A 24,896-nucleotide genomic window follows, 5' to 3' on the forward strand; every position below is an offset into this window, starting at 1 on the left:
TAGAGATGTGTTTCACCGCTGTGCGGGCACGGCCTGCCGTCTTCACGCCGCAGTAGGCCGGGTTCGCGCCCGAGTCCCCGCTGTGATCGCCGCGAGAACCGCGGATCAGGCCGGATGCGTGACGGGCTCGTTCAGTGCCGTGAGGGCGGTCGCGGCGCGCTCGCGGAACTCCGCGACGCGGGCCAGCTTGATGTCCTCGTAGCCACGGACGATCTCCGGCAGCGCCGCGATCTCCTCGACCGTGCCGGCGGTGTCCGGGTTCAGCCTGTCGAGGGCCGCCCGCACGAGGTCGCGGTACTCGGTGACGAGGCGTCGCTCGACGCGGCGTACCCGGGCGTGGCCGAAGACGTCGAACGCGGTGCCACGCACCACGCGGGCGGCGCGCAGCGCGCGGAACAGGACCCCGGCGGAGCGGCCCAGCCTGATCTTGCGCTTCATCCCCAGCGCGCGCAGCGCCGGCGGGTGCAGCAGCACCGACACGACCGCGTCCGGCCCGAACTCCCGCTCCCGCCGCGCCTTCTCGGCCGGGTCCAGGTGCAGCCGGGCCACCTCGTACTCGTCCTTGTACGCCATCAGCTTGTGCAGCCCCTTGGCGTAGGCGAGCCCGATCCGGGTGCCCGCCTCCTGCCCCGCCCGCTCGACGGCGGCGGCCAGCACGTGGCGTACCTCCTCGGCGTAGCCGGCGGCGTAGGCCGCGTTCTGGTAGCCGGTCAGGTCCACGACGCGGACGGCCAGCACCTGCTCCAGGTCGTCGTCCTCGGGCGCGGGGCCGTCGAGCGAGAGGGCCCGGAGCACGGCCTTGAGGTCCACGGCGGCGGCGCGGCCCCAGCGGAAGGCCGCCAGGTTCTGCTCGGCGGCGGCCCCGTTCAGCCGGATGGCCCGCTCGATCGACGCGGCGGAGACGGGCACGCAGCCGTGCTGGAAAGCCGCGCCGACGAGCAGCATGTTGGCCGGCAGGTGGTCGGCGAACAGCGCCTCGGACAGCCCGAGCGCGTCGAGGTAGAGGTTGCCGGCCCGCGCGGTGGCCGACTCGACGCGCGCGAGGGCGCCGGCGGGCGTGCCGGGCACGGGGGCGCGTCCGGTGACCATGGCGGCGGTCGGCACCAGACCGGTGTTGACCACGGCGATGGTGTGCTCGGGCGTCGCGGCGGCCAGGTTGCCGTCGGCGGCGGCGCCGAGCAGGTCGAAACCGATCAGCACGTCGGCGGTGCCGCGCGAGGCGCGCAGCGAGCCGGAGATGGGCCGCGGGGAGACGCGGACGTCGCTGACGACCGGGCCGCCCTTCTGCGCGAGCCCGGTCTGCTCCAGCCCGGCCGCGTGCAGGCCGTCGAGGTGCGCGGCCATCTGCAGGATCTGCGAGACCGTGACGACGCCGGTGCCGCCGATGCCGGGCATCCGCAGCAGCGCCCCCGTGCCGGCGAACCTGCTGACCGGCTCGGGCGGCTCGACCGGCGGCGGCGGGACCGGCCGCGCGCTCCGCTCGCCCGGCTCGACCAGCAGGAACGACGGGCAGTCGCCCTTGAGGCAGCTCAGGTCGGAGTTGCAGGACGCCTGGTGGATGCGCGTCCTGCGGCCGAACGCCGTCTCTACGGGCTGCACGGACAGGCAGGTGGAGACGTCGCCGCAGTCGCCGCAGCCCTCGCACACCCGCTCGTTGACCACGACCTTGCGCACGGGCGTGGGGAGCCTGCCGCGCTTGCGCAGCCGGCGTTCGTCGGCGGCGCACCGGTCGTCATGGATCAGCACGGTCACCCCCTCGACCGCCGCGAGCTCCTCCTCTGCCGTCGCGAGCTCGTCGCGGTGCCGGACGGCGGCGATCGGGGCGAGCCGCACACCCCGGTAGGTCTCGGGCTCGGGCGTGGTGATCACGATGCGCCGGACCCCCTCGACGGCCAGCGCGCGGGTCAGCGCCGGCACGTCGAGCCGGCCCTCCACGCGCTGGCCTCCGGTCATCGCCACGGCGTCGTTGTAGAGCAGCTTGTACGTCATGGTGACGCCGGCGGCGACGGCGGCCCGGACGGCCAGGGAGCCGGAGTGGTGGAAGGTGCCGTCGCCGAGGTTCTGGGTGAAGTGGCGGTCGTCGGTGAACGGCGACAGCCCGATCCACTGGCCGCCCTCACCGCCCATCTGGGTGATGCCGACCTGGGTGCCGCGCCCGGCGCCGTCGATGGCGATCATGGCGTGGCAGCCGATGCCGACGCCGACCAGCGTGCTGTCGGACGTACGCGTGGAGGTGTTGTGCGGGCAGCCCGAGCAGAAGTACGGCGTGCGGGAGGCGACGATCGGCAGCGCGCGGCCGGGTCTGACCGGGGTGGTCAGGCGGACGGCGGCGGGCGGGAGCCGGTCGGCGCCGAGCAGGCCGCTCAGCGCCTTGGCCACGTCCTCGGCGCCCAGGGTGCCGCGGGCGGTGAGCAGGTCGCGGCCGTGCACGGCGGGGGTGTGCTCGCCGCCGTAGAGCGCCTGCTTGAGCTGCCCCTCCAGGAACGGCGTCTTGTCCTCGACCACGAGCACCCGTTCGAGGCCGGCGGTCATCGCGGCCAGCCGGTCGGCGGCCAGCGGGAACGGCATGCCGAGCCTGATCAGCCGCAGCCCGAGGTCGTCCAGCGCGCTCTCGTCGAGGCCGAGGTCGGCCAGTGCCCGCAGGACCACCGCGTACGAGGTGCCGGAGGCGAGGATGCCGAGACCGGTGCGCCCGGCGCCGGACATCACCCGGTTCAGGCCGTGGACGTCGGCGTAGGCGCGGGCCAGGTCGAGCCGGCGGGTGAGCATGTCGTGCTCGGCGTCCAGCGCGGCGGGGCCGACGAGCGCGGGTGACGTGGCCCGCGCGGCGGGGCCGGGCGCCGGGACGTCCGCGCGCAGTGAGTCCAGCTCGACGGTGGCGGAGGCGTCGGCGACGTCGGCGAGGATCTTCAGGCCGGTCCACAGGCCGGTCGCGCGCGACAGGGCGACCGCGTGCAGCCCGAACTCGATGATCTCCGCGACCGAGCCGGGCGCGAGCAGCGGCATGGACAGGCTCTGGCACATCGGCTCGCAGGAACTGGGCACCGTCGAGGACTTGCTGCCGGGGTCGTCGCCGATCCACGCGACGGCGCCGCCGAGGGCTGAGGTGCCGGCCAGGTTGCCGTGCCGGATGGCGTCGGCGGCCCGGTCGAGGCCGGGGTTCTTGCCGTACCAGAAGCCCGTCACCCCGTCGTGCCGGCGGCCGGGCAGCAGGCCCAGCAGCTGGGTGCCGGCCACGGCGGTGGCGGCCAGCTCCTCGTTCAGGCCGGGCTGGAACACCACGCCCTCCGGCTGGAGGAAGCGGGCGGCGCGGGCCATCTCCATGTCGACGCCGGCCAGCGGCGAGCCCTGGTAGCCGGAGACGAGGACGCCCGTGTCCAGCCCGCGCGACCGGTCCAGGCGGCGCTGTTCGAGCGTCAGGCGGACCAGGGCCTGGATGCCCGAGATCAGCACGCGGCCACTGCCGGCCGTGTACTTGTCCTCGAGCGACACCTCGGCGGGAACGGCGCTCACGCGTATCTCCTCGGCTTCGTGCATAGGGGGACCCCCAGCACAGCAAGCCGGCACGACATGCGCAAGTATCAGCGGAGAAAACCGGGCCAATACGCAAACTCTTTGCGGACTTTCCGGTCTCAGCTACTGTTCGTTTCATCGAGCGGAGGAGTTTTCGCATGCCCGAGACGATCACATGCCCGACATAGACGACATCGATCATCGGCTGCTGCGCCTGCTGCGCGCCGACGGGCGCCGGACGTTCTCCGAGATGGCGACCGAGGTCGGCCTGTCGGTGGCGGCGGTCAAGCGGCGGGTGGACCGCCTGCGGGAGGTCGGCGTGATCACCGGCTTCACCGTCCAGATCGACCACGACAAGCTCGGCTGGGGCATCGAGGCGTTCACCGAGCTGCGCTACGCCGGCTCCACTCCGGTGAGCGAGATCGTCCGCACGGCCGCGGACGCGCCGGAGGTGCAGGCGGTCTTCACCGTCGCCGGCGACCCCGACGCGCTGATCCACGTCCGGGTGCGCGACCTCGGCCACCTCCAGCGGGTGATCGACGACCTGCGCCGGGCCGGCAACGTCACGGGCACCAAGACGTTGCTGGTGCTGGGCTCCTGGACCCGCGACGACCTGGAGGGGACCCTCTCGGGAGACGCGAAACGCCCGGCCCCCGAGGGGAACCGGGCGCGGGCGGGCGAGGCGGTCAGCGGCGGTGGCCGACGACCTTGACCCAGTCGGTGGCCCCAGCGGGCTCGAGCCGGTGGTCGCCCTCGAAGACGGCGCGCCACGTGCCCGAGGTGTAGGCCGGGACCTTGGTGTGGAAGTAGCCCTTGTGGCTGGTCCTGACCGTCTCGACGTACTCCCACCTGCCGCTGCGGGCCGGCTGGAAGAGGATCACGATCCGCTTCCGGCCGAGGCGGTGCCACGCCTCGGAGTCCCTGCAGTAGTCGGCGTGGTGCACCGACACGAAGCCGTCGATGTAGTCGTCGTCGCAGCGCACCGACAGCTTGCCGGTGAGCGTCAGCGGCTTGCCCCGCCAGGCGGGCTCGGGGCTCGCGTCGAACGTGAGCTGCGTGTGACCGTCGTCGGCGCCGGGATCGGCCAGCGCCGGCGACGCGGCCAGCCCCGCCACCGTGACGCCCAGGGCGGCGGCCGCCAGCCCTGCGGCGAGTCGTCGCATCATGAGATCAACTTCCTTCCCCGTATCGAACGCGCACCGCGACGATGCGCGTCAACGCCAATGACGGGTAAGGGTAAGGAAAAGTTTGAGTAAAATTGATCACGATTCCGCAACGACCGGTTGGTCACGCCTCGCTAGGGCGCCGTTCATTAGGGGATTTGGCGCACCGAGGACAGTGCCGAGGCATAGTGTCCGGTTCCCGGATAGCGGACCTGCCAGTAGCCGCCGGAGTGCCCCTGCACGGTCCTGGTGAAGTCGCCCCTCTCGCCGGTGGTCGCCGTGCCGACCCGCTCCCACGAGCCGGTGGTCCCCTCCCGCCGGAGGATCTCCACCTCCTGGCCGGCGAACGGGGCGTAGTCGGCGAGTCCCTTCGGGCCGACCCGGGTGAGGGAGCCGTTCACGCGCACCGACTCCGAACCGCGGGCCCTGCCCACCTGGACCCCCGTCAGCCTCGTGTCCCTGCGCAGCTGGAACGAGGCGTAGTCCGTCACCGTCGCCCCGTCGGCGCCCCTGGCCGTCGCCGTCACCGTCCAGGTGCCTGCCGGGTAGAAGCGGTTGAGCCCCTTGTCGGGCAGGAAGCGCCAGGTCTCCCAGGCCTCGGTGCCACCGTCGGGGGCCGCCAGCCGCGCGGCGGCCGGGTTCACGTGGATCGGCCGCGGTTCGGGCCTGCGTTCCGACTGCGGCGTGACGATGGCGGGCCGTCCCTCCGGCCTGGTCCGGTCCCAGCCGGCCTGCTGTCCGGGAGTCCCCGCGGTGCCCGCGCCGGGTGGGGTGGTGGGAGCGGGCTTGGGCGGCGGGCCGGGTTCGACCTTGATGGTCACCCCGTCCTTGCCCCGCGCCCCCTTGACGATCACGTCGACCAGCAGGCGGACGGAGTCCCCCAATCCGACCACCGGGTCGGCGGGCCGTACGTTGATCTCGCGGATGGTGAGCTCGTTCGCGGCGGAGTACGCCGGCGCGGGCGCCATGAGCGCCCCCGCCGCGAGCGAGACGAGAAGGAATCGTCTGGTCATGAGCCAGACGGTAGGAACCGCACGGTCATGACCAGTTCCACGACACACGCCCCGGAAGGCAAAACCCGGTCAGCCGGCGTAGAGGCCCTCGATGATGTCGCCGTACTTAGCGTGGATGATCCGCCTCTTCAGCTTCAGGCTGGGGGTCAGCTCCTCGGTCTCGGCCGTCCACTCGGCGCCGAGCAGTGCCCATCGCTTGACCTGCTGCACCCGGGCCAGCTTGGCGTTGGCCGCCTCCACCGCCGCCTCGATCTCCTTCAGCACGTCGGGGTGCTCGGCCAGCTCGGCCAGGGAGGCGAAGGCGATGCCGCGCGAACCGGCCCAGCCCGGCGCCACCTCGCCGTCCAGGGTGAGCACCGCGACCGGGTAGGGCCTGCCGTCGCCGTAGGCGAGCGCCTGGCCGATCAGGGGGTGCTCCTTCAGGTGGTTCTCGATCGCGGCCGGGGAGATGTTCTCGCCGCCCGCCGTGATGATGAGCTCCTTCTTGCGGTCGACGACCCGGTAGAAGCCCTCCTCGTCGACCGAGCCGATGTCGCCGGTGTGCAGCCAGCCGTCGGCGTCGATCAGCTCGGCGGTGGCCTCGGGCCGGTTGAGGTAGCCGCGGGTGTTGAGCGGGCTGCGGGTGAGGATCTCGCCGTCCTCGGCGATGCGCACCTCGGCGCCCGGCTCGGCCCGGCCCACGGTGCCGAGGCGGTAGCAGGCAGGGCTGTTGCCGGTGAACGCGCCGGTCGTCTCGGTCATGCCGTACACGTCGATGACCTTCAGCCCAAGGCCGGCGTAGAACCGCTGCACCTCGTCCGGTAACGGCGCGGCGCCGGTGGCGGTCCACTCGGCCCGGTCGAAACCGATCATGCTCCGGATGATCGACAGCAGCGACTGGTCGGCCTGCTCGTAGGCCGCCTGGATCTCCGGGGTCACGGTGTGGCCGAACTGGCCGGCCTCGACGTAGGCGACGCCGGCCGCCATGGCCTGGCGTACGGCGTCCTGCTGCTCGGCCGGCTGGGAGGCGAGGACCGCCTGCAGGCGGGCCATCATCTTCTCCCACACGCGCGGCACGCCGAAGAACATCATCGGCTTGACCTGCCCGAGCGTGGCGCCGAGGTTGGCCAGGTCGGTGCAGAAGTGCACGTGGGAGACCTTGACCAGCGGCAGGTAGAGGCTGAGCACCCGTTCGGCGATGTGCGCGTACGTCAGGTAGGAGATCTGGGTGCCCTGCGACGGCAGCGAGGTCAGCCGGTCGGTCGAGGCCACCTCGTAGAACACGTTGTGGTGGGTGAGCGGCACCCCCTTCGGCATGCCGGTGGTGCCCGAGGTGTAGAGGACGGTGACCACGTCGTCCTGGGTCACGGCCTGTGCCCGCGCCTCGACGGCCGACGGGTCCTCGGCCAGCGAGGCACGGCCGAGCTCGAGGAAGTCGTCCCACGTCAGGAAGCGCTCGTCGGCCGGCGCGCCCTCCAGCATGATGACCTTGCTCAGCCCCTGCAGCCGCCCGAGGACCGGCTCCCAGCGGGCCAGGTCGGCGGGGCCGCCGAGCACCGCGAACTTCGCCCCCACGTCGCCGGCCACGAAGGCGATCTGGTCGGCCGCGAACGTCGAGTAGACCGTGCAGCCCACCCCTCCGGCGTGCACCGTTCCAAGGTCGGCGAGCACGTGCTCGCTCCGGTTGACCATCATCAGCGCGACAGAGTCGCCCGGTTCCAGCCCGAGCGCGATGAAGCCGGCCGCGATCTCCAGCACCCGCCGGCGGGCCTCGGAGTAGGTGAGCGTGCTCCAGCCTCCCTCGACCGGGTCGGAGTAGGCGGGTGCGTCAGGATGACGCTCGGCGACCTGTCTCAACTGCTCGCACACGGTACGGCCAGCGATCTCGCGCTCGATCTCGGCCCGCACCTCGAGGACATCGGCCATGGACACCCGCCTCCAGTCAGTAATCACTTGCAGGTGGCATGCATCGCACCACACCGCCGGGACAGCGGCAAGACCCTCCGGGGAAAGAAACTGATCCGTCACGTAGAGTGATGAATTCACATGCGCATCCGTGCGGCCGGGGGGCGGGCATGACTACCGAAGGCAGGACGTTCTTCGGGCACCCGCGCGGTCTGGCCACCCTGTTCGGCACCGAGATGTGGGAGCGCTTCAGCTGGTACGGCCTGCGCGCCATCCTGGCCACGTTCCTCGCCGCCTCGCCCGCCCACCAGGGCCTCGGCATGTCGGAGCAGACCGCGCAGGCGGTCGTGGGCGTCTACGGCGCGCTCATCTACCTGGTGGCGCTGCCCGGCGGCTGGGTCGCCGACCGGATCCTGGGCGCCCGCCGCTCGGTCTTCTGGGGCGGTTTCGTCATCATGTGCGGCCATATCAGCATGGCCATCCCGGTCACCTCGGGGGTCTTCGTCTGGCTCGGCCTGCTGCTCATCATCGTCGGCACCGGCCTGCTCAAGCCGAACATCTCGGTCATGGTCGGCAAGCTCTATCCCGAGGACGACGACGGCCGCAGGGACGCCGGGTTCTCGCTGTTCTACCTGGGCATCAACCTGGGCGCCTTCTTCGCGCCGCTGGTGGTGGGCTGGCTGGCCCGCGACGACCGCTGGCACCTGGGGTTCAGCGCCGCGGCGGTCGGCATGGCGCTCGGCCTGCTGCAGTACGTTCTGGGCCGCCGGCACCTGCGCGGCGTCGGCGACCGGCCCGGCATGCCGCTCACCCCCCGCGAGCGCGGGCGCGTCATCCGGCTGGTGAGCGTGGTCACGGTGGCCGTCGCGGTGGCGCTGGGGGCCTGGGCCGCCACGGGCGCCTTCACGCTCGACGGGTTCACGCTGGTGGTGACGGTGGTCATCCTGGCGGTGCCGGTGGGCTACTTCGCCTTCATCCTCTTCGGCAGCCACGATCTGACCGAGGACGAGCGTTCGCGGATGAAGGCGTACATCTGGCTGTTCGTGGCCGCCGCGATCTTCTGGATGATCTACGACCTGGCGCCCAGCAAGCTGCTGTTCTTCGCCCAGAACAACACCGACCTGACGCTGTTCGGCGTGCACATCCAGGCGGCCACGACCCAGTCGTTCAACCCGCTGTTCATCATGATCTTCGTGCCGGTCTTCGCGGCGCTCTGGGTCCGGCTGGGCACCCGGGTGAGCACCCCCCAGAAGTTCGCCTTCGCGCTCGTCATGGTCGGGCTGAGCTTCGTGGTCATGGCGGCGGCCGCCGCGCTGGCCGAGACCGGCAAGGTGTCGGTGTGGTGGCTGGTGCTGGTCTACCTCGTCCAGGTCTTCGGCGAGCTGTCGCTCAGCCCGGTCGGCCTCTCGGTCACCACCAAGCTGGCACCGCGGGCGTTCAAGGGGCAGATGCTCGGCATCTGGTTCATCGCGGTGTCCGTGGGCGACGCCGTCGGCGGGCAGACCGGGCGGCTCAGCCAGGTCATGTCCGAGCCCGCCTACTACCTGCTGCTGGCCGCCATGGCGATCGTCGCCGGGCTGGCCCTGTTCATGTTCACCCGCAGGCTGCGGGCGATGATGTCCGAGCACCATGTGCCGGCCGAGCCGCCGATCCGGTAAAGATGGCCACCGTGCCCGAACTTCTCGATCTCGCCGGAATCTTCGTCTTCGCCCTGTCCGGCGCTCTCATGGGCGTACGCAAACGGCTCGACGTGGTCGGGATGGGGGTGCTCGCCGAGATCACCGCGCTGGGCGGCGGCGTCATGCGCGACCTGATCCTCAACGTCCGGCCCGCCGCCTTCCAGAGCCTCGGCTACGTGCTCGTGCCGCTGGCGGCCACGGCCATCGTGTTCTTCTGGCATCCGCACGTGGCCCGGGTGATGCCCGCCATCCTGGTGCTCGACGGCGCCGGTCTCGGCCTGTTCTGCGCGCTCGGCACGCTCAAGGCGCTCGAGTACGGGCTCAGCCCGCTGCACGCGAGCTTGCTCGGCGTCACCACGGGCGTGGGCGGCGGCATGCTGCGCGACGTGCTGGCCGGTGAGATCCCGACCCTGCTGTACGACCGGGAGCTCTACGCGGTGCCCGCGCTGCTCGGCTCCGGCGCGATGGCCGGCCTGTTCACCGTCGGCCTGTACGGCTGGCCGGCCACCCTGGCCGCGGCCCTGCTGGCCTTCGGCACGCGCATCGCGGCCATGCGCTACAAGTGGCGGGCCCCGCTGGCCCGGGGCGTCACACCGTTGGAGTGAGGCAGCTGGCCGGGCGCGGGACACCGACCGGGCCGCGCTCGCGGGCGGTGACGATGCGGTCCACCGCCTCCTCCAGCACCCGGGGCGGCTGGGTGTACGGCAGCCGCAGGTGGCCCTCCAGGGTGCCGTCCAGGCCGAACCACGGGCCGGGCGCGAGCCGTACACCGTGGCAGGCGGCGGCCTCGGCGAGGGAGACGGCCGAGCCGGTGTCCAGCCGGACCCAGAGCGTGCCGCCGCCGCGCGGCACGGTGAAGCCCCAGCCGGGCAGCCGCTCGCGCAGCGCGGCCACGAGCGCGTCGCGCGAGGCCCGCAGCGTGCGGCGGCGCTCGGCCCTGGTCTCCTCGATCCGGTCGAACAACCGGGCGACCACGAGCTGCTCCAGAACGGGGCTGGCGATGTCCACGCTCGCGCGGTGCAGGGCCAGCCGCCGGACCAGCGCAGCGGTGGCCCGGATCCAGCCGATGCGCAGCCCGCCCCACCACAGCTTGGAGGCCGAGCCGACGCTGACCATCCGGCCGCCGGTGTCGAACGCCGCCATGGGCGCCGTCCGCGGCACCTCTTCCAGGGCCAGTTCCGACCAGGTCTCGTCGATCACCAGCGTGGTGCCGGCGCGCCGGGCCGCGACGGCGACGGCGGCCCGGGTGGCGTCGTCCATGAGCGCGCCCGTCGGGTTCTGGAAGTCGGGCATCAGGTAGGCGAGCCGCGCCCCCGACTGCCGCATCGCGCCCGCCACCAGGTCGGCCTGCCAGCCCTCGGGCGAGACGCCGACGGGCACGATGCGCCCCCCGCACCCGCGCACCGCGTCCATGGCGTGCGGATAGGTCGGTGACTCGACCAGCACGGGGACCTCGGGCCCGGCCAGCAGCCCCATGACCAGCTGGATGGCGTGCTGGGAGCCGGTGGTGACGAGGATCTGCTCGGGCCGGGTGGCCAGGCCACGCGCGGTGTAGTGGGCGGCGATCCGCTCCCTGAGGCAGGGCAGGCCCATCGGGTCGTAGCCGTTGCCCATGCCGTACCTGGGCAGGTCCTCGACCGCCTCCACCATCACCTCACCCAACGCCGTGGGCGCGGCAGGGGCGGCGTTGCGCATCTGGATCAGCCCGTCGCCGTCGGTCGACAGCCACGGGTTGTCCGCGCCGCCGGCCGGGGCGGGCAGCGTGGTCCAGCTCCCCGCCCCCTGCCTGCTCTCCAGGTAGCCCTGCTCGCGCAGCAGGTCGTAGGCGGCGGTCACGGTGGTGCGGCTGACCTTCAGCGTGCCGGCCAGGTGCCGCTCGGCCGGCATGCGCACGCGCACGGGGATCTGGCCGTCCATGACGAGCGCCCGGACGGCGCCGGCCAGTGCCCGGTAGTAGGGCCTGGCCTCCGGCGGGATGCCCGCCAGCCTGGCCACCTGGCTCGCGGACAGATGCCTCATACCTCGGATACCTCACGCCTCGCGCTTCTCATCAGACCTTAATCCCTATAAGGCCATTTTTCATGATTGGCCCTGGAAGGACAAAGCAGCGAGCCGCCATCCTGAGGACACTATGCGCGAAACGACCGTCCCGTACCTCGGCTCCCTGCCCGTCCGCCTCCTGCGCCTCTACGGCGGCCTGGCGCTCTACGGGGCGGGCATCGGCCTGCAGGTCTCCTCCGGCCTCGGTAACTCCCCCTGGGACGTCTTCCACCAGGGCGTGGCACTCAGGGCCGGCCTGTCGATCGGCACGGTCATCATCGTGGCCGGGGCGCTGGTGATGCTGCTGTGGATCCCCCTGCGACAGCGGCCCGGCTTCGGCACGATCAGCAACGTCGTCTTCGTCGGCCTGTTCGCCGACGCCACCATCCTGCTGCTGCCCGCGCCCGCGCACTGGACACTGAGCTGGCTCTACCTGGCGCTCGGCGTGCTGTCGATCGCGCTGGCCACCCTGTTCTACATCGGCGCCGGCATGGGAGCCGGGCCGCGCGACGGCATCATGACCGGGCTGATCCGGCTGGGCCTGTCCGTACGGCTGAGCCGCTTCCTGATCGAGATCACCGTGCTGGCCGCCGGCTGGCTGCTCGGCGGCACCGTCGGCCTCGGCACCCTGGTCTTCGCCCTGGCCATCGGCCCGCTGACCCAGCTCTTCACCCGCTGGTTCCCGCTGTCCCCCGCCGGCGAGACCGCGCGGCGCCCCGATCGTGACGCGGCCTGATCGTGACGCGGCCTGATCGTGACGCGGCCTGATCGTGACGCGGCCTGATCGGACCGGACGCGCCTTCAGCCCCCGCCGAGTAGCGTCTGAGGCATGCTGATCGAGGATTACGCCCTGATCGGGGACATGCAGTCGGCGGCCCTGGTCGCCAGAGACGGTTCGATCGACTGGTTGTGCCTGCCCCGGTTCGACTCCCCCGCGTGCTTCTCGGCGTTGCTCGGCGGCGACCGCAACGGCCACTGGTGGCTCGGGCCGGCCGGCCGGCGGCCCGCCACCCGGCGCCGCTACCGTCCCGACACGCTCATCCTGGAGAGCGAGTGGGACACCCCCACGGGCACGGTCCGGGTGATCGACTTCATGCCGCCGCGCGACGTCAACCCCGACGTGGTGCGCATCGTGGAGGGCGTGTCCGGCACCGTCGAGATGTCCACGCAGCTGAGGGTCCGCTTCGACTACGGCCGGATCGTGCCATGGGTGCGCCGCACCGACGGCCACCTGCAGGCCATCGGCGGCCCCGACTCCGTCTGGCTGCACTCCCCCGTGCCGCTCAAGGGCGGCGACTACGCCCACATCGCCACATTCACCGTCAAGGCCGGCGAGCGGCTGCCGTTCGTGTTCACCTGGCACCCCTCCCACCAGCCGATGCCGACCCAGATCCACGCCGAGACCCAGCTCACCGAGACCGAGGCCATGTGGTCCGACTGGGTGGCCACGTGCACCTACCAGGGCCCCTGGCGCGAGGCCGTGGTGCGCTCGCTGATCACGCTCAAGGCGCTCACCTACTCCCCCACCGGCGGCATCGTCGCCGCCCCGACCACCTCGCTGCCCGAGGACCTCGGCGGCGTGCGCAACTGGGACTACCGCTTCTGCTGGCTGCGCGACGCCACGATGACGCTGGAGGCGCTGATCGGCAACGGCTACCTCGATGAGGCCGCCGCCTGGCGGTCGTGGCTGCTGCGCGCCATCGCCGGCCGGCCGCAGGACCTCCAGATCATGTACGGCGTCGCGGGCGAACGCCGGCTGCCCGAGATGACGCTCGACTGGCTCGACGGCTACGAGTCCTCCCGCCCGGTCCGCATCGGCAACGACGCCGTCACCCAGCTCCAGCTCGACGTCTACGGCGAGGTCATGAGCTGCCTGTACGCCTCGCGGACCTCCGGCCTGCCCGCCGACGACCGGGCCTGGTCGATCCAGCGTGAGCTGCTCGACTACGTCGAGGAGCACTGGGACGAGCCCGACGAAGGGCTGTGGGAGGTGCGCGGCCCGCGCAGGCACTTCACCCACTCCAAGATGATGTGCTGGACGGCGCTCGACCGGGCGGTGAAGTACGTCGAGCGGTTCGGCCGGTCCGGCCCCGTCGAGCGGTGGAGGGCGCTGCGCGACACCGTCCACGCGGAGATCTGCGACAAGGGCTTCGACGCCCGTCGCAACACCTTCACCCAGTCCTACGGCTCCGCCGAGCTCGACGCGTCGCTGCTGATGATGCCGATGCTGGGGTTCCTGCCGGTGGACGACCCGCGCGTGACCGGCACGGTGGCGGCCATCGAGAAGGAGCTGATGGCCGACGGGTTCGTGCTGCGCTATCCGGTGGCGGCCGACAACGAGGTCGACGGGCTGCCGGGAGGTGAGGGCGCGTTCCTGGCGTGCAGCTTCTGGCTGGTCGAGGTGATGGCCATGCAGGGCCGCACGGACGAGGCCCGGGAGCTGTTCGAGCGGCTGCTGGCCCTGCGCAACGACGTGGGGCTGCTGGCCGAGGAGTACGACCCGAGATACGGCAGGCTGGTGGGCAACTTCCCGCAGGCGTTCAGCCACGTCCCGCTCATCCACGCGGCGCGCGCGCTCTCCCAGGCGGAGACGGGCGGGCTCCCGGACGGCCCGCGGGGGCCCTAGACGGCCCTAGACGGCCAGGCGGGCCAGCACCCGGGCGAACTCCGGCGGCGGAGCGACGACCAGCCGGGTCTGGCCCCGCTGGAGCACCACGTCGGCCTTGATGAGCGTCAGCTGCTCGTCGTGCCACCAGTAGACCTGCGGGCTGAGCCTCCCGGTGCGGGCCGCGTGCACGCGCAGCCGCTCGATGGCCCGCACCACGGCGATCCCGTCGACAGGGTGCACGAGCAACGTGTAGGGGTCGGGCAGGACGGCGAGCACGCCGTCGGGCGGCACCGGCAGGTAGTCGCGCAGCCAGCGCAGGTGGGTGGCGGTCGAGGCGTCATGGCCGGACAGCCGGGTCACGCGCGTGCCGGACAGCTCGACGGTCTCCAGCGAGAGCCTCTCGGCGCGCCGGACGTTGGAGACGGCCAGTTCCAGCGCCTCACCCGACGGGACGGGCCAGCAGCCGGCCTCCTCGGGGCGCACCGGACGGGAGGCGACGGTGAGCAGTTCCACCAGTTCGCCGTTGAGGTGGCGGCCCACCACCCGGGTCAGGTCGGGCACCTCGTCGACCGCCTCGACGCGGGTGCGCAGCAGCGGCCCGGCCTGGTCGAGATCGCACACGTCGAGCAGGTCGCCGGCCGCCGCGACCGCGTTGGCGAGATGCTCGGAGACCAGGGACGGCCAGTCCTCGCGGGCTCTGCGGCCGGCCTCGCGGCGCAGCCCGGTGAGCCTGACCCGGATCTCCCTGCCGCCTCCCAGCGTCAGCGAGCCGCCGTCGGCGGCGAACACGCAGGTGTACCCGCGGGACTCGGCGACGAGCGCGAGGAGCGAGTCGAGGTCGACGTCCTCGACCGCTCTACGCGAGGGCTTCCGGTCGCGTCCGAACACGCCGTGCCCCCTTCTGTCCGGTTTGCCCCGATCTGTCTCTCCTACCTTGCCTGCTCGCCGTTGCGGAACAGGCCAGTCAGCGAGCACGATTCGGTATCGATAACACCAAGCGCCCCAAGCCGCACACTCAGCTGTGGTGATCCATGGCCGACCGGCAGCCCGGCCAGGATCGGCACCCCGAGCGGCAGCAGCCGCTCGCGGAGCACGGGAAAGGGGTCGCGGCACTCCACCCACGAGCCGAGCACGATGCCCCGCACCCCAGCGAACGCGCCCGCCTGCAGCAGCTGGGTCAGCATGCGGTCGATCCGGTAGGGCTCCTCGCCGATGTCCTCCAGCAGCACGATCTTCCCGGCGAACGACGGCTGGTAGCGCGTGCCGCACAAGGACGCGAGCAGCGACAGGTTGCCGCCGGTCAGCACACCCTCGGCCCGGCCGGGCGCGAGCACCGCGTCCGCGCGGACCGGCGGCGCCGTGCCGAAGAGCGCGGCCCGCAGGTGTTCCCAGGACTCGGGCTCCGGCCCCTGTTCTGCGGCGATCGTCGAGCAGGCCGGCATCGGGCCGTGCAGCGTCGGCACGCCCAGCTCGACGGCGAACGCGTGATGGAGCGCCGTGATGTCGCTGGATCCGAGGAGGACCTTGGGCCCCGCCGCCCGCATGGCGTCCCAGTCGAGCAGATCGAGCAGCTTGGCCGCGCCGTAGCCGCCCCTGGAGCAGAAGACGGCGGAGACCCCGGGGTCGCACCAGGCCGCCTGCAGATCCGCGGCGCGTGCCGCGTCGGGCCCGGCCAGGAAGTCGAGCTCCTGCCGGTCGAGCACGTGCTCGCCGGTCACCACCTTCAGCCCGAGCTCCTCCAATCGCCCGATCCCGCGTCTCAGCAGGACGGCGTCCGGCGGGCCCGACGGCGAGACGATCGCGACCGTGTCACCTTGCCGCATCGATCAACTCCTTGACGAGGGTGAGAACGCCCTGGCCGGTGGTGACGCCGGCCGCTGTGAGCAGCGACACCGACATTGGCTCGTACACCTGGCAAACGGTGTCACACTTACCTGTCGTATGCGACTTCCGCCCCACATCCTCGTGGTCAACGGCATCAAGGTCCGCAAGCCGGTCTTCCTGCTGGGAGCCCCGCACTCCGGCGCGGACCTGCTGGGCCGTGTCCTGAAACGGTCGCCGGGCTTCCACCTGACGATGGGCCGTGCGTGCGTGGCGCACGTGGTCTACGCCTTCGCCCGTAAGCCGTCGATCGGCCGCGGCTCGGGCGCCGTACGCGTGCTGCGCGACGCGCTGGCCGAGTCGTGGCAGGTGCTCCCCGGCGCCTGCGAGCGGTGCCCCGAGCCGTGCCGCGAGGCGGGCGGCGTCACCGGCAGCGGCCCGTGCGTGTCGACGGACTCGATCACCCGCTTCGGCGACGGCAGCCCCGACCTGCTCTACAGCGCCGCGGTGCTCCAGCAGGCCTTCCCCGACGCGCAGTTCGTGCAGCTCATCCGCGACGGCCGCGACGTGGTCGCCGACATGCTCGCCGACCCGGCCTGCCTGGCCTGGTTCAAACCGGTGATGCTGGCCGAGCACACCGAGTTCCCCAACGACTTCCTCGGCGTCAACCGCGACGAGCACGTCGAGCGGTGGAAGACCATGCCCGCCGCGGGCAAGAGCGCGCTGCGCTGGCGCAGCGCCGTCCGGCTCAGCGCCACGCTGCGCCAGGAGCTGCCCGCCGGCCGGCTACTGACACTGCGCTACGAGGACCTGCTGCAGCGGCCCGCCGAGTCGGTCGCGGCGCTCACCGACTTCCTGGAGACGCGCGTCTCCAAGGTCGCCCTGTACGACACCCGCGCCCCCGAGGTCGGCTGCTGGCGCACCCGGCTGCGGCCGGCCGACCTGGAGCTGGTGGAGAAGGTGGCCAAGCAGGAACTCACCCGGCTGGGCTACCTCACCGGCTGACCCGCCGGGCTGCCTCACCGGCTGAACTGCGTGCGGTGCAGCTCGGCGTAGAGCCCGCCGCGCCGGAGCAGTTCGTCGTGGCCGCCTCGCTCGGCGATGCGGCCGTCCTGGACCACGAGGATCTCGTCGGCCTCCCTGATCGTCGACAGCCGGTGCGCGATGACCAGCGAGGTGCGGCCCTCCAGGGCGGTCTTCAGCGCCCGCTGCACGGCCGCCTCCGACTCGGAGTCGAGATGCGCGGTGGCCTCGTCGAGCACGACCACGCGCGGCGCCTTGAGCAGCAGCCGGGCCAGGGCCAGCCGCTGCTTCTCGCCGCCGGACAGCCGGTAGCCGCGGTCGCCCACCACGGTTTCCAGCCGGTCGGGCAGCGACTCGACCAGATCGCCGATCTGCGCGGCCCTCAGGGCGTCCCACAGCTCCTCCTCGCTCGCCCCGGGACGCGCGTAGCGCAGGTTGGCCTCGATCGTGTCGTGGTAGAGATGGGGGTCCTGCATGACGACGCCCACGGTGTCGCGCAGCGACGCGAGCGTGGCGTCACGCACATCGAGCCCGTTGACACGGACCTCCCCCCCGTTGACGTCGTAGAGCCGCGACACGAGTGAGGTGATCGTGGTCTTGCCCGCGCCCGAGGGGCCGACCAGGGCGATCAGCTGCCCCGGCTTGGCGGTGAAGGAGACGCCCCTGAGCACCGGCTGCGAGGGGCCGGTGTCCTGCCTGGCGACCGACTCCAGGGAGGCCAGCGACACCTCCTCGGCCGACGGGTAACGGAAGTGGACGTCGTCGAACTCGATCGTCACCGGGCCCTCGGGCACCGGCTCGGCGCCGGGCCGCTCGGAGACCATCGGCTTCAGGTCGAGGATCTCGAAGACCCGGTCGAAGCTGACCAGCGCGGTCATCACGTCGACGTGCACGTTGGACAGCGAGGTGAGCGGGCCGTACAGGCGCATGAGCAGCGCCGCCAGGGCGACCAGCGTGCCCAGCTCGAACACGCCGTTGACCGACAGCACACCGCCGATGCCGTAGACCAGCGCGGTGGCCAGCGCCGCGACCAGGCCGAGCGCGACCCTGAACACCGTTCCGTACATCCCGACCGTGACGCCCACGTCGCGCACCCGGGCGGCCCGGGCGCCGAACACGGCCGCGTCGTCGTCGGGCCTGCCGTAGAGCTTGGCGACCATCGCGCCTGCCACGTTGAACCGCTCGGTGGTGACCGAACTCATCTCCGCGTCGAGCTGCATCTGCTCGCGGGTGAGCACCGACATGCGCCGCCCCACCAGCTTGGCCGGGATGACGAAGATCGGCAGCAGCACCAGCGCGGCCAGCGTCACCTGCCACGACAGCACCAGCATCGCGCCGAGCACGAGCACCAGGCTGATGACGTTGGCCACCACCGACGACAGGGTGCTGGTCAGGGCCCGCTGCGCGCCGATGACGTCGGTGTTGAGCCGGGAGACCAGCGCGCCGGTCTGCGCGCGCATGAAGAAGGCCACCGGCATCCGCTGCACGTGGTCGAACACCTCGGTGCGCAGGTCGTAGATGAGCCCCTCGCCGATGCGGGCGGAGAACCAGCGCTGCGCCAGCGTGAGCCCGGCGTCGACGACCGCCAGCGCCGCGATCGCCGCCGCCAGGCCGATCACCACATCGCCGCGCTTCGGCAGGATGCCGTCGTCGATGATCGCCTTCATCAGCAGCGGATTGGCCACCACGATGACCGCGCCCGCGACCACGAGCAGCAGAAACGCGCAGATCTGCCGGGTGTGCGGCCGCGCGTAGCGCGCGATGCGCCGCACCGTGCCCGGCGTGAGCCGCTGCTTGGTCACCGAGCCGTCGCGTCGCAGCGACGCCATCACATGGGGGCCGAACCCCCCACCCATCATCGACATCCGGGGCCTCCTCCCCCGGTATGAGCGCCGTGGGGACACACGGTGATTCCCGGGTCAGCTCAGCGCGAAACTCAGGTGGCTCCGCCGAACAGCGCCTTGAGCCGCTTGATCTGCTCGGCGCCCTCCGCCGCGCACTGCTCCTCCAGGGTGCGGTTCTGCGCACCCTGGAGGAGTCGCTTGGTCGCCGCCGCCGCGTCCCGGTTGGTCGACAGCAGCTCAGCGGTCTTGTCTTGTACGGCCTTGGCGAGGTCGCCCCCCGCGACTACTCGCTCGGCGAGGCCGATGCGCATGGCCTCGTCGGCCTCCACGAACCTGGCGGTCAGGCAGATGTCGATCGCCTTGGCCAGGCCCACCAGCTCGACCAGCGGCTTGGTGCCGGTCAGATCGGGCACCAGCCCCAGGGCGGGCTCTTTCATGCAGAATTTTACGTCGTCGGCCACGATCCGCAGGTCACAGGAGAGCGCGAGCTGGAATCCCGCGCCGATGGCGTGACCGTGCACGGCCGCGATGGAAACGATCTCTGGTCTGCGGAGCCAACGGAATCCCTGTTGGGCTTCCTTGATCCGCTGCCCGAACGACGCGCTGTCGAGTCGCGCCGCCGAGCCGAACGAGCCCTGTCCGGGCACTCCTTCGGGTGTGAACATGCGCAGGTCGATCCCTGCCGAGAAGGACGGTCCCTCACCTTGCACCACGACGACGCGCACCTGCTCCGGCAGGTTGTCGCCGATGCGAGCCAGCGCCGACCAGGTCGCGAACGTCTGTGCGTTTCGCTTGTCCGGCCGGTCCAGCGTGATCGTCGCGATCTCACCGTCCACCTCGAAGCGCAGGCCGATCTCCGCCAGTGTCTCGACAGAGACGTCCTCCGTCTGCCCCCCGCGCTGTTGTGGCGCCTTCGCTTCCGACATCGCCCGTCTCCCTGTGTGCTAGACCGTCGCGCCCGAGCCTACAGAATATCGTTCTGGCTCGGGCGCGACGGCTGGCCGACTAGGGACGAGCGGCTGCGGTCGCACGTTCCGAGGCGGCCGTCAGCGCTTGGACTTGCCTCGGGTCGCTCCTCCGCGCCCGCGCAGAGTCACACCGGACTCGCTCAGGATGCGGTGGATGAACCCGTAGGACCGGCCGGTCGAAGCGGCCAGCGCGCGGATGCTCTCACCCGCGGCATAGCGCTTCTTGAGATCACCTGCCAGCTTCTCTCGGTCGGCCCCGGTGACCCGGGTGCCCTTCTTCAGTGTCTCGGCCACGAGTACCTCCTGTAGTGCCGGACTTCCGCAGCGTTACTCCGCCATGATCAGTCATTTCAGCGGGATCGGCTACCTACTCCACGGGAAAAGATCCGTACCCACCCAAATTAAGATCAGGCAAGTGCCACAAGATCGGAAAATTCGGCGCTCCATGCGTCTTCAGTTCCGTCGGGTAGCAAGATCACCCTATCCGGTGAAAGGGCGTCAACGGCACCCTCGTCATGGGTGACCAGTACGATCGCTCCTGAATACGACCTCAGAGCGGTGAGAACCTGCTCGCGACTGACCGGATCGAGGTTGTTCGTCGGCTCGTCGAGCAGCAGGACATTGGCACTGGAGAGCACCAGCATGGCGAGCGCGAGCCGGGTTTTCTCACCGCCGGACAGCACTCCGGCGGGCTTGTCGACGTCGTCTCCGCTGAACAGGAACGAGCCGAGCACCTTGCGCAACTCGGTGTCGGTGAACTCCCCGCCCGCCGAACGCATGTTCTCCAGCAGGGTCCGGTCGCTGTCGAGGGTCTCGTGCTCCTGGGCGTAGTAGCCGACCTTGAGGCCGTGGCCGGGCCTGATCTCGCCCGTGTCAGGCTGCTCGACGCCGCCGAGCAGCCTCAGCAACGTGGTCTTGCCCGCGCCGTTGAGCCCCAGGATGACGACCCGGTGGCCACGGTCGATGGCCACGTTGACGTCGGTGAACACCTCCAGCGAACCGTAGGACTTGGACAGCCCCTCGGCCATCAGCGGAGTGCGGCCACAGGGCAGCGGCGCGGGAAAGCGCAGCTTGGCCACCTTGTCGCTCGCACGCTCCTCCTCGGTGCCCGCGAGCAGCCGGTGGGCGCGGCGCATCATGTCCTGGGCGGCCTTGGCCTTGGTCGCCTTGGCGCGCATCTTGTCGGCCTGCGCCAGCAGCGCGCCGGCCTGCTTCTCGGCGTTGGCGCGCTCGCGCTTGCGGCGCTTCTCGTCGGTCTCACGCTGCGCCAGATAGGCCTTCCAGCCGACGTTGTAGTGATCGATCACACAGCGGTTGGCGTCGAGGTGAAGGACCTTGTTGACCGTCGCTTCAAGAAGGTCGACATCGTGACTGATGATCACCAAGCCGCCCTGATGCGATCGCAAAAAATCACGAAGCCACCCGATTGAGTCGGCATCTAGGTGGTTTGTCGGTTCGTCTAGAAGGAGAGTTTCCGCCCCGCTGAAAAGAATGCGCGCCAATTCCACGCGCCTGCGCTGACCGCCGGAAAGCGTTTTCAGCGGTTGGCCCAGCACGCGGTCCGGCAGGCCGAGGCTGGAGGCGATCGAGGCCGCCTCGGACTCGGCCGCGTAGCCACCGAGCACGTGCATCTGGTCCTCGAGGGCGCCGTAACGCCGCACGGCCTTCTCCCGGGTGCGCTCGTCGGCGGAGGACATGCCGAGCTCGGCCTGACGCAGCTTGCGCAGCACCTCGTCGAGGCCCCTGGCCGACAGGATGCGGTCGCGGGCGAGCACCTCCAGGTCGCCGGTGCGGGGGTCCTGGGGCAGGTAGCCGACGTTGCCGGTCGTGCTGACCGCGCCCGCGGCGGGCAGCCCCTCCCCGGCGAGCACCTTGGTCAGCGTGGTCTTTCCGGCGCCGTTGCGGCCGACGAGGCCGATCTTGTCGCCCGGGTTGACGCGGAACGACGACTTCTCGATGAGCAGGCGCGCGCCGGCGCGCAGCTCGATGTCACTGGCGATGATCATGATGAAGGGAACACTCCCGAGCTAGGAAACGAGGGTTTGGGCGTGCGACGCCGGTCAATCGGGAGTGTGCATACAGATCAGTGTATGACCCCGATCTGGGGTTCCACCTCTGCTTAAACCTCCGGCGGGCACCCAGCGATCACCGCCGGGTTCCAGATGACCACCGGGCCGGTTACGCGCCGGGCTCAATCGGCGGGCGTGGCCGCGCTCGCCCGCATGCCGTCGAGCATGAGGCGCAGGAACCGCTCCGGCCGGGCGGCGATGTGGGCGGGCAGGCCGGCGGGATGGCAGGCGAACAGGCCGAGCAGCGCCACGATGTCATCGGTGCCGACGTCGAGCCGGAGCGTCCCCTCGGCCTGGGCTTGGCGGACCAGCTCGTCCAGCCGCTCCAGCCACTCCCGGCGCGCCCTGGCGAACTCGGCGCGGCCGGTGAAGGTCTCCTCGGGCACATCGGCCAGCGCCGTGGCGAGCGCGCCGCGGCCGGGATCCCCCGCCCAGACGACGAAGTCGTACAGCCCGGTCCAGGCGTCGGGCGCGCGCTCGATGGCACCGTTCAGGGCGTCGGCGAGGGAATGGACGTAGTGGTCGCCGATGGCCGCGACCAGCGCGCCGCGGTCGGGAAAACGCCGGTAGAGGGTGCCGACCCCGACGCCCGCGCGACGGGCGATGAGCTCCATGGGCGCGTTGACACCGCGCTCGGCGATCACGTCGGCGGCCGCGTCGAGGATCTTGTCGAGGTTGCGTCTGGCGTCCGCGCGCACGTACGACTCCGAACTGGACGAAGAGATTCCGCTTATTGTATCGTCCGGCTAACCGGAATCCAATATTCCACTTAGGAGGACCGACATGATCCTGGTGACCGGAGCCACGGGCACGATCGGCAGGGCGCTCATCGAGAGGCTGCGCGGCGAGGACGTCGTCGCCGCGCTCCGCCGCCCCGCCGACCTGGACTGCGCCCACGTGCTCGGCGACCTCGAACGGCCGGAGACCATCGCCGCCGCGCTCTCGCCCGGCGACCGGCTCTTCCTCAACAGCTCGCTCTGGCCGGGGTTCGTCCAGGCCCACCAGAGGATGATCGACCTGGCCCGTGAGGCGGGCGCCGGGCAGATCGTGACCGTGTCGGTGCGCGGCGCCGCACCCGGCGCTCTCCTTGGCGGCGGCGTGCACGGCGAGGTCGACGCCCACCTCAGGGAGTCCGGGGTGCCGTGGTCGATCCTGCAACCCGTGGGGTTCATGCAGAACCTCCCGGCTGAGGTGCGCGACGGCCGCATGTACGGCTCGTACGGCTCCGCCCCGGTGGGCTACATCGACGCCCGGGACATCGCGGACGTGGCGGCGGCGCTGCTGACCCGCCCGGTCGGGGAGAGCGGCGTCCACGTTCTCACCGGCCCCGAGGCGCACTCCCACGACGAGATCGCCGCCGCGATCGGCGCCGCTTTGGGCCGGCCGGTCGCGTACACCGACCTCCCGGTGCCGGAGATGGCCGCCCATCTGGCCCGGCAGGGCCTCCCGGAGCCCGTCAACCACGCTCTCGCCGCGCTCATGGCCGAGGTCGGAGACGGCCGCTGGTCCTCGGTCACCACGGCCGTCGAGGACATCACCGGGCGACCGCCCCGCTCCCTGGCCACCTTCCTCACCGACCACGCACCCGCCTTCGAGCGCTGACCAGGCGGAACCTGCGGGCGGCGTCTCAGGCGGGGTCGACCACCCGGATCCGTACCTCGCGGAACAGCTTGGGTGTGTCGCGCAGCACCGCCAGTTTCGGGTCGGGCACCACGAGGAACGGCTCGGATTCGAGGGCCAGGAGCGGCGCCAGCCGCCGGTCGGCCCGAAGAGTGTCGACCGCGCGGCGATCACCGCCGAACACGACAGCGTCCAGCTCGGCCAGGTGCGGCGACAGCACCCGCAGCGCCGTCTCCACCGCCGACTCGACGGCCTGGCCCGCCTGGTTCTGCCTGCGCCTGGCGAAACGCTGCTGCGACCAGCCGCCCGCGGCGGTGCGCCCCTGGACCAGCCGGGAGCCGACCTTGGAGGCCACCAACCGCGACCCGTGGAACACTCCGGCCGCGTAGCCGCCCAGCCGCACCAGCACCACGCCCACGCGCCGCTCGGCCCGCGCGTGCGTGACCAGCCGGGTGACGTGCGGCGGCCCGGGCGGCATCGGCGGGAAGGGGACGTGCAGCTCGGCCAGCGCCCCGTCGGCGGCCACCAGGCGCACCACCCGCTCGTCACCGGCGGCCTCGAAGGCGCCGTGCCGGGCGGCGAAGCCGTCGATCCACGGGTGCACGCGCTCGGGCGGCACCGAAACCCACCGGCCGCCGCCCTTCGCCGGTCGCGCGTTCATCGGATTTCCTTTGCTGCAGACCCCGGGCTTCAGCCCTGGTTCGCTGGAGACCCCGGGCTTCAGCCCGGGGAGGAAGTCAACCCCGAAGGCCGGCCGACCCGGCGACGGCCCCAGATCAAAGGCGGCAGGCGTAGATGTCGGTGACCAGGATGGCGCGCGCGCCGATGTCCCACAGCTGGTCCATCACCTGCTGGTGGCCCTTGCGGCGGACCATGGCGCGGACGGCGACCCAGCCCTCGCGGTGCAGCGGCGAGACCGTGGGGCCCTCCATACCGGGTGTGAGGGCGATGGCCTCCTCGATGCGCTCGGCGCGGATGTCGTAGTCCATCATCACGAAGTCGCGAGCGTGCACGACGCCCTGGAGACGGCGCGCCAACTGGGCGACGCCGGCCGCCTCGGGCGCGCTGTGCCGCTTGATCAGCACGGCCTCCGAGCGCATGATCGGCTCGCCGAAGACCTCCAGGCCGACGTTGCGCAGCGTGGTGCCGGTCTCGACGACGTCGGCGATCGCGTCGGCCACGCCGAGCCTGATGGCGGTCTCGACGGCGCCGTCGAGCTTGATGACGCGCGCGTCGACCCCCGTGTCGGACAGGTATTTGTCGAGCAGCCCGGCGTAGGAGGTGGCGATGCGCATGCCGTCGAGGTCCTTGACCGACGTCATCTCGCCGGCCCTGCAGGCCAGCCGGAAGGTGGAGCCGCCGAAGCCGAGCGTCATGATCTCCTCGACGGGCGCGCCCGAGTCGATCAGCATGTCGCGGCCGGTGATGCCGGCGTCGAGGGTGCCCTCGCCGACGTAGACGGCGATGTCGCGGGGGCGCAGGAAGAACAGCTCACAGCCGTTGTCGGCGTCGACGACGACGAGCTCCTTGCTGTCCTTTCGGGACCGGTAGCCAGCCTCCTTGAGGATGACCTGGGCGGCTTCGCTGAGCACGCCCTTGTTGGGTACTGCCAGGCGGATCATGTGGATCGTGTCCTTGGGTCTCGCGGGTC

General features: G+C 71.5%; 21 protein-coding genes. 7 read left to right on the forward strand and 14 right to left on the reverse strand.

Going from position 1 to position 24,896, the window contains the following annotated elements; translation table 11 throughout:
* Positions 1 to 105: 105 nt before the first annotated feature.
* Positions 106 to 3,513: an indolepyruvate ferredoxin oxidoreductase family protein gene (locus tag AB0I38_RS27560; RefSeq protein WP_358478517.1), complete on the reverse strand. Its 3,408-nt coding sequence runs from the start codon at positions 3,511 to 3,513 to the stop codon at positions 106 to 108.
* A gap of 175 nt (positions 3,514 to 3,688) precedes the next feature.
* On the opposite strand from AB0I38_RS27560, the gene AB0I38_RS27565 reads away from it, so the two are divergent.
* The gene (locus tag AB0I38_RS27565; protein ID WP_358478539.1) at positions 3,689 to 4,225 is read left to right on the forward strand and encodes an Lrp/AsnC family transcriptional regulator; all 537 of its coding nucleotides are present in this window, start codon (positions 3,689 to 3,691) and stop codon (positions 4,223 to 4,225) included.
* Here the strand turns inward: AB0I38_RS27565 and AB0I38_RS27570 are convergent.
* The 3 genes from AB0I38_RS27570 to AB0I38_RS27580 all read right to left on the reverse strand — a co-directional run bounded on the left by AB0I38_RS27570 (position 4,200) and on the right by AB0I38_RS27580 (position 7,594).
* The gene (locus AB0I38_RS27570) at positions 4,200 to 4,679 is read right to left on the reverse strand and encodes a hypothetical protein (RefSeq protein ID WP_358478565.1); all 480 of its coding nucleotides are present in this window, start codon (positions 4,677 to 4,679) and stop codon (positions 4,200 to 4,202) included. The genes AB0I38_RS27565 and AB0I38_RS27570 overlap by 26 nt on opposite strands.
* Positions 4,680 to 4,825: 146 nt before the next feature.
* Positions 4,826 to 5,689, reverse strand: coding sequence for a hypothetical protein (locus AB0I38_RS27575; RefSeq protein ID WP_358478572.1), 864 nt, complete (start codon positions 5,687 to 5,689; stop codon positions 4,826 to 4,828).
* Between the two features lie 69 nt (positions 5,690 to 5,758).
* A complete protein-coding gene (locus AB0I38_RS27580; RefSeq protein WP_358478576.1) occupies positions 5,759 to 7,594 on the reverse strand; it encodes an AMP-dependent synthetase/ligase in 1,836 nt (611 codons plus the stop codon).
* A 149-nt stretch (positions 7,595 to 7,743) separates the two neighbouring features.
* Between AB0I38_RS27580 and AB0I38_RS27585 the strand changes: the two genes are divergently transcribed.
* Entirely contained in the window at positions 7,744 to 9,231 is a 1,488-nt protein-coding gene (locus AB0I38_RS27585; RefSeq protein WP_358478585.1) for a peptide MFS transporter, read from the forward strand.
* Between the two features lie 11 nt (positions 9,232 to 9,242).
* Positions 9,243 to 9,857 carry a trimeric intracellular cation channel family protein gene (locus AB0I38_RS27590; RefSeq protein ID WP_358478614.1) on the forward strand — a complete coding sequence of 205 codons (615 nt, stop codon included), beginning with the start codon at positions 9,243 to 9,245 and terminating at the stop codon, positions 9,855 to 9,857.
* Here AB0I38_RS27590 and AB0I38_RS27595 read toward each other — a convergent pair.
* The gene (locus AB0I38_RS27595) at positions 9,841 to 11,271 is read right to left on the reverse strand and encodes a PLP-dependent aminotransferase family protein (protein WP_358478658.1); all 1,431 of its coding nucleotides are present in this window, start codon (positions 11,269 to 11,271) and stop codon (positions 9,841 to 9,843) included. The genes AB0I38_RS27590 and AB0I38_RS27595 overlap by 17 nt on opposite strands.
* A 112-nt stretch (positions 11,272 to 11,383) precedes the next feature.
* Here AB0I38_RS27595 and AB0I38_RS27600 point away from each other — a divergent pair, with 112 nt between their 5' ends.
* Both AB0I38_RS27600 and AB0I38_RS27605 read left to right on the forward strand, forming a co-directional pair.
* Positions 11,384 to 12,028: a YczE/YyaS/YitT family protein gene (locus tag AB0I38_RS27600; RefSeq protein ID WP_358478670.1), complete on the forward strand. Its 645-nt coding sequence runs from the start codon at positions 11,384 to 11,386 to the stop codon at positions 12,026 to 12,028.
* A 93-nt stretch (positions 12,029 to 12,121) separates the two neighbouring features.
* Positions 12,122 to 13,918, forward strand: coding sequence for a glycoside hydrolase family 15 protein (locus tag AB0I38_RS27605; RefSeq protein ID WP_358478678.1), 1,797 nt, complete (start codon positions 12,122 to 12,124; stop codon positions 13,916 to 13,918).
* A 6-nt stretch (positions 13,919 to 13,924) separates the two neighbouring features.
* Here AB0I38_RS27605 and AB0I38_RS27610 read toward each other — a convergent pair whose 3' ends face one another.
* Together AB0I38_RS27610 and AB0I38_RS27615 are read right to left on the reverse strand one after the other, a co-directional pair.
* The gene (locus AB0I38_RS27610) at positions 13,925 to 14,788 is read right to left on the reverse strand and encodes a hypothetical protein (protein ID WP_358478683.1); all 864 of its coding nucleotides are present in this window, start codon (positions 14,786 to 14,788) and stop codon (positions 13,925 to 13,927) included.
* A gap of 41 nt (positions 14,789 to 14,829) precedes the next feature.
* Positions 14,830 to 15,723, reverse strand: coding sequence for a S66 peptidase family protein (locus AB0I38_RS27615; RefSeq protein ID WP_358478691.1), 894 nt, complete (start codon positions 15,721 to 15,723; stop codon positions 14,830 to 14,832).
* Positions 15,724 to 15,841: 118 nt separating this feature from the next.
* On the opposite strand from AB0I38_RS27615, the gene AB0I38_RS27620 reads away from it, so the two are divergent.
* Positions 15,842 to 16,726, forward strand: coding sequence for a sulfotransferase family protein (locus AB0I38_RS27620; protein WP_358478704.1), 885 nt, complete (start codon positions 15,842 to 15,844; stop codon positions 16,724 to 16,726).
* A gap of 14 nt (positions 16,727 to 16,740) precedes the next feature.
* Here the strand turns inward: AB0I38_RS27620 and AB0I38_RS27625 are convergent, their stop codons facing one another.
* From AB0I38_RS27625 to AB0I38_RS27645, 5 genes are all read right to left on the reverse strand, one after another.
* Positions 16,741 to 18,609, reverse strand: coding sequence for an ABC transporter ATP-binding protein (locus AB0I38_RS27625; RefSeq protein ID WP_358478713.1), 1,869 nt, complete (start codon positions 18,607 to 18,609; stop codon positions 16,741 to 16,743).
* 71 nt (positions 18,610 to 18,680) lie between these two features.
* Positions 18,681 to 19,514 carry an enoyl-CoA hydratase/isomerase family protein gene (locus AB0I38_RS27630; protein ID WP_358478728.1) on the reverse strand — a complete coding sequence of 278 codons (834 nt, stop codon included), beginning with the start codon at positions 19,512 to 19,514 and terminating at the stop codon, positions 18,681 to 18,683.
* A gap of 120 nt (positions 19,515 to 19,634) precedes the next feature.
* Positions 19,635 to 19,850 carry a helix-turn-helix domain-containing protein gene (locus tag AB0I38_RS27635; RefSeq protein WP_020547488.1) on the reverse strand — a complete coding sequence of 72 codons (216 nt, stop codon included), beginning with the start codon at positions 19,848 to 19,850 and terminating at the stop codon, positions 19,635 to 19,637.
* 113 nt (positions 19,851 to 19,963) lie between these two features.
* Positions 19,964 to 21,562: an ABC-F family ATP-binding cassette domain-containing protein gene (locus AB0I38_RS27640; protein WP_358478753.1), complete on the reverse strand. Its 1,599-nt coding sequence runs from the start codon at positions 21,560 to 21,562 to the stop codon at positions 19,964 to 19,966.
* Positions 21,563 to 21,747: 185 nt separating this feature from the next.
* Positions 21,748 to 22,323, reverse strand: coding sequence for a TetR/AcrR family transcriptional regulator (locus tag AB0I38_RS27645; protein ID WP_358478788.1), 576 nt, complete (start codon positions 22,321 to 22,323; stop codon positions 21,748 to 21,750).
* An 85-nt stretch (positions 22,324 to 22,408) separates the two neighbouring features.
* Between AB0I38_RS27645 and AB0I38_RS27650 the strand changes: the two genes are divergently transcribed.
* Entirely contained in the window at positions 22,409 to 23,227 is an 819-nt protein-coding gene (locus AB0I38_RS27650) for an NAD(P)H-binding protein (protein ID WP_358478818.1), read from the forward strand.
* A 25-nt stretch (positions 23,228 to 23,252) separates the two neighbouring features.
* On the opposite strand, the gene AB0I38_RS27655 is transcribed toward AB0I38_RS27650, so the two are convergent.
* Positions 23,253 to 23,906, reverse strand: coding sequence for an acVLRF1 family peptidyl-tRNA hydrolase (locus AB0I38_RS27655; RefSeq protein WP_358478825.1), 654 nt, complete (start codon positions 23,904 to 23,906; stop codon positions 23,253 to 23,255).
* Positions 23,907 to 24,021: 115 nt separating this feature from the next.
* On the reverse strand, positions 24,022 to 24,867 hold the full coding sequence (hisG, locus tag AB0I38_RS27660) for an ATP phosphoribosyltransferase (RefSeq protein WP_358478836.1): 846 nt from the start codon (positions 24,865 to 24,867) through the stop codon (positions 24,022 to 24,024).
* Positions 24,868 to 24,896: the final 29 nt, after the last annotated feature.

It is taken from the genome of Nonomuraea cavernae (assembly GCF_040655715.1).
Taxonomy (GTDB): Bacteria; Actinomycetota; Actinomycetes; order Streptosporangiales; family Streptosporangiaceae; genus Nonomuraea; species Nonomuraea cavernae_A.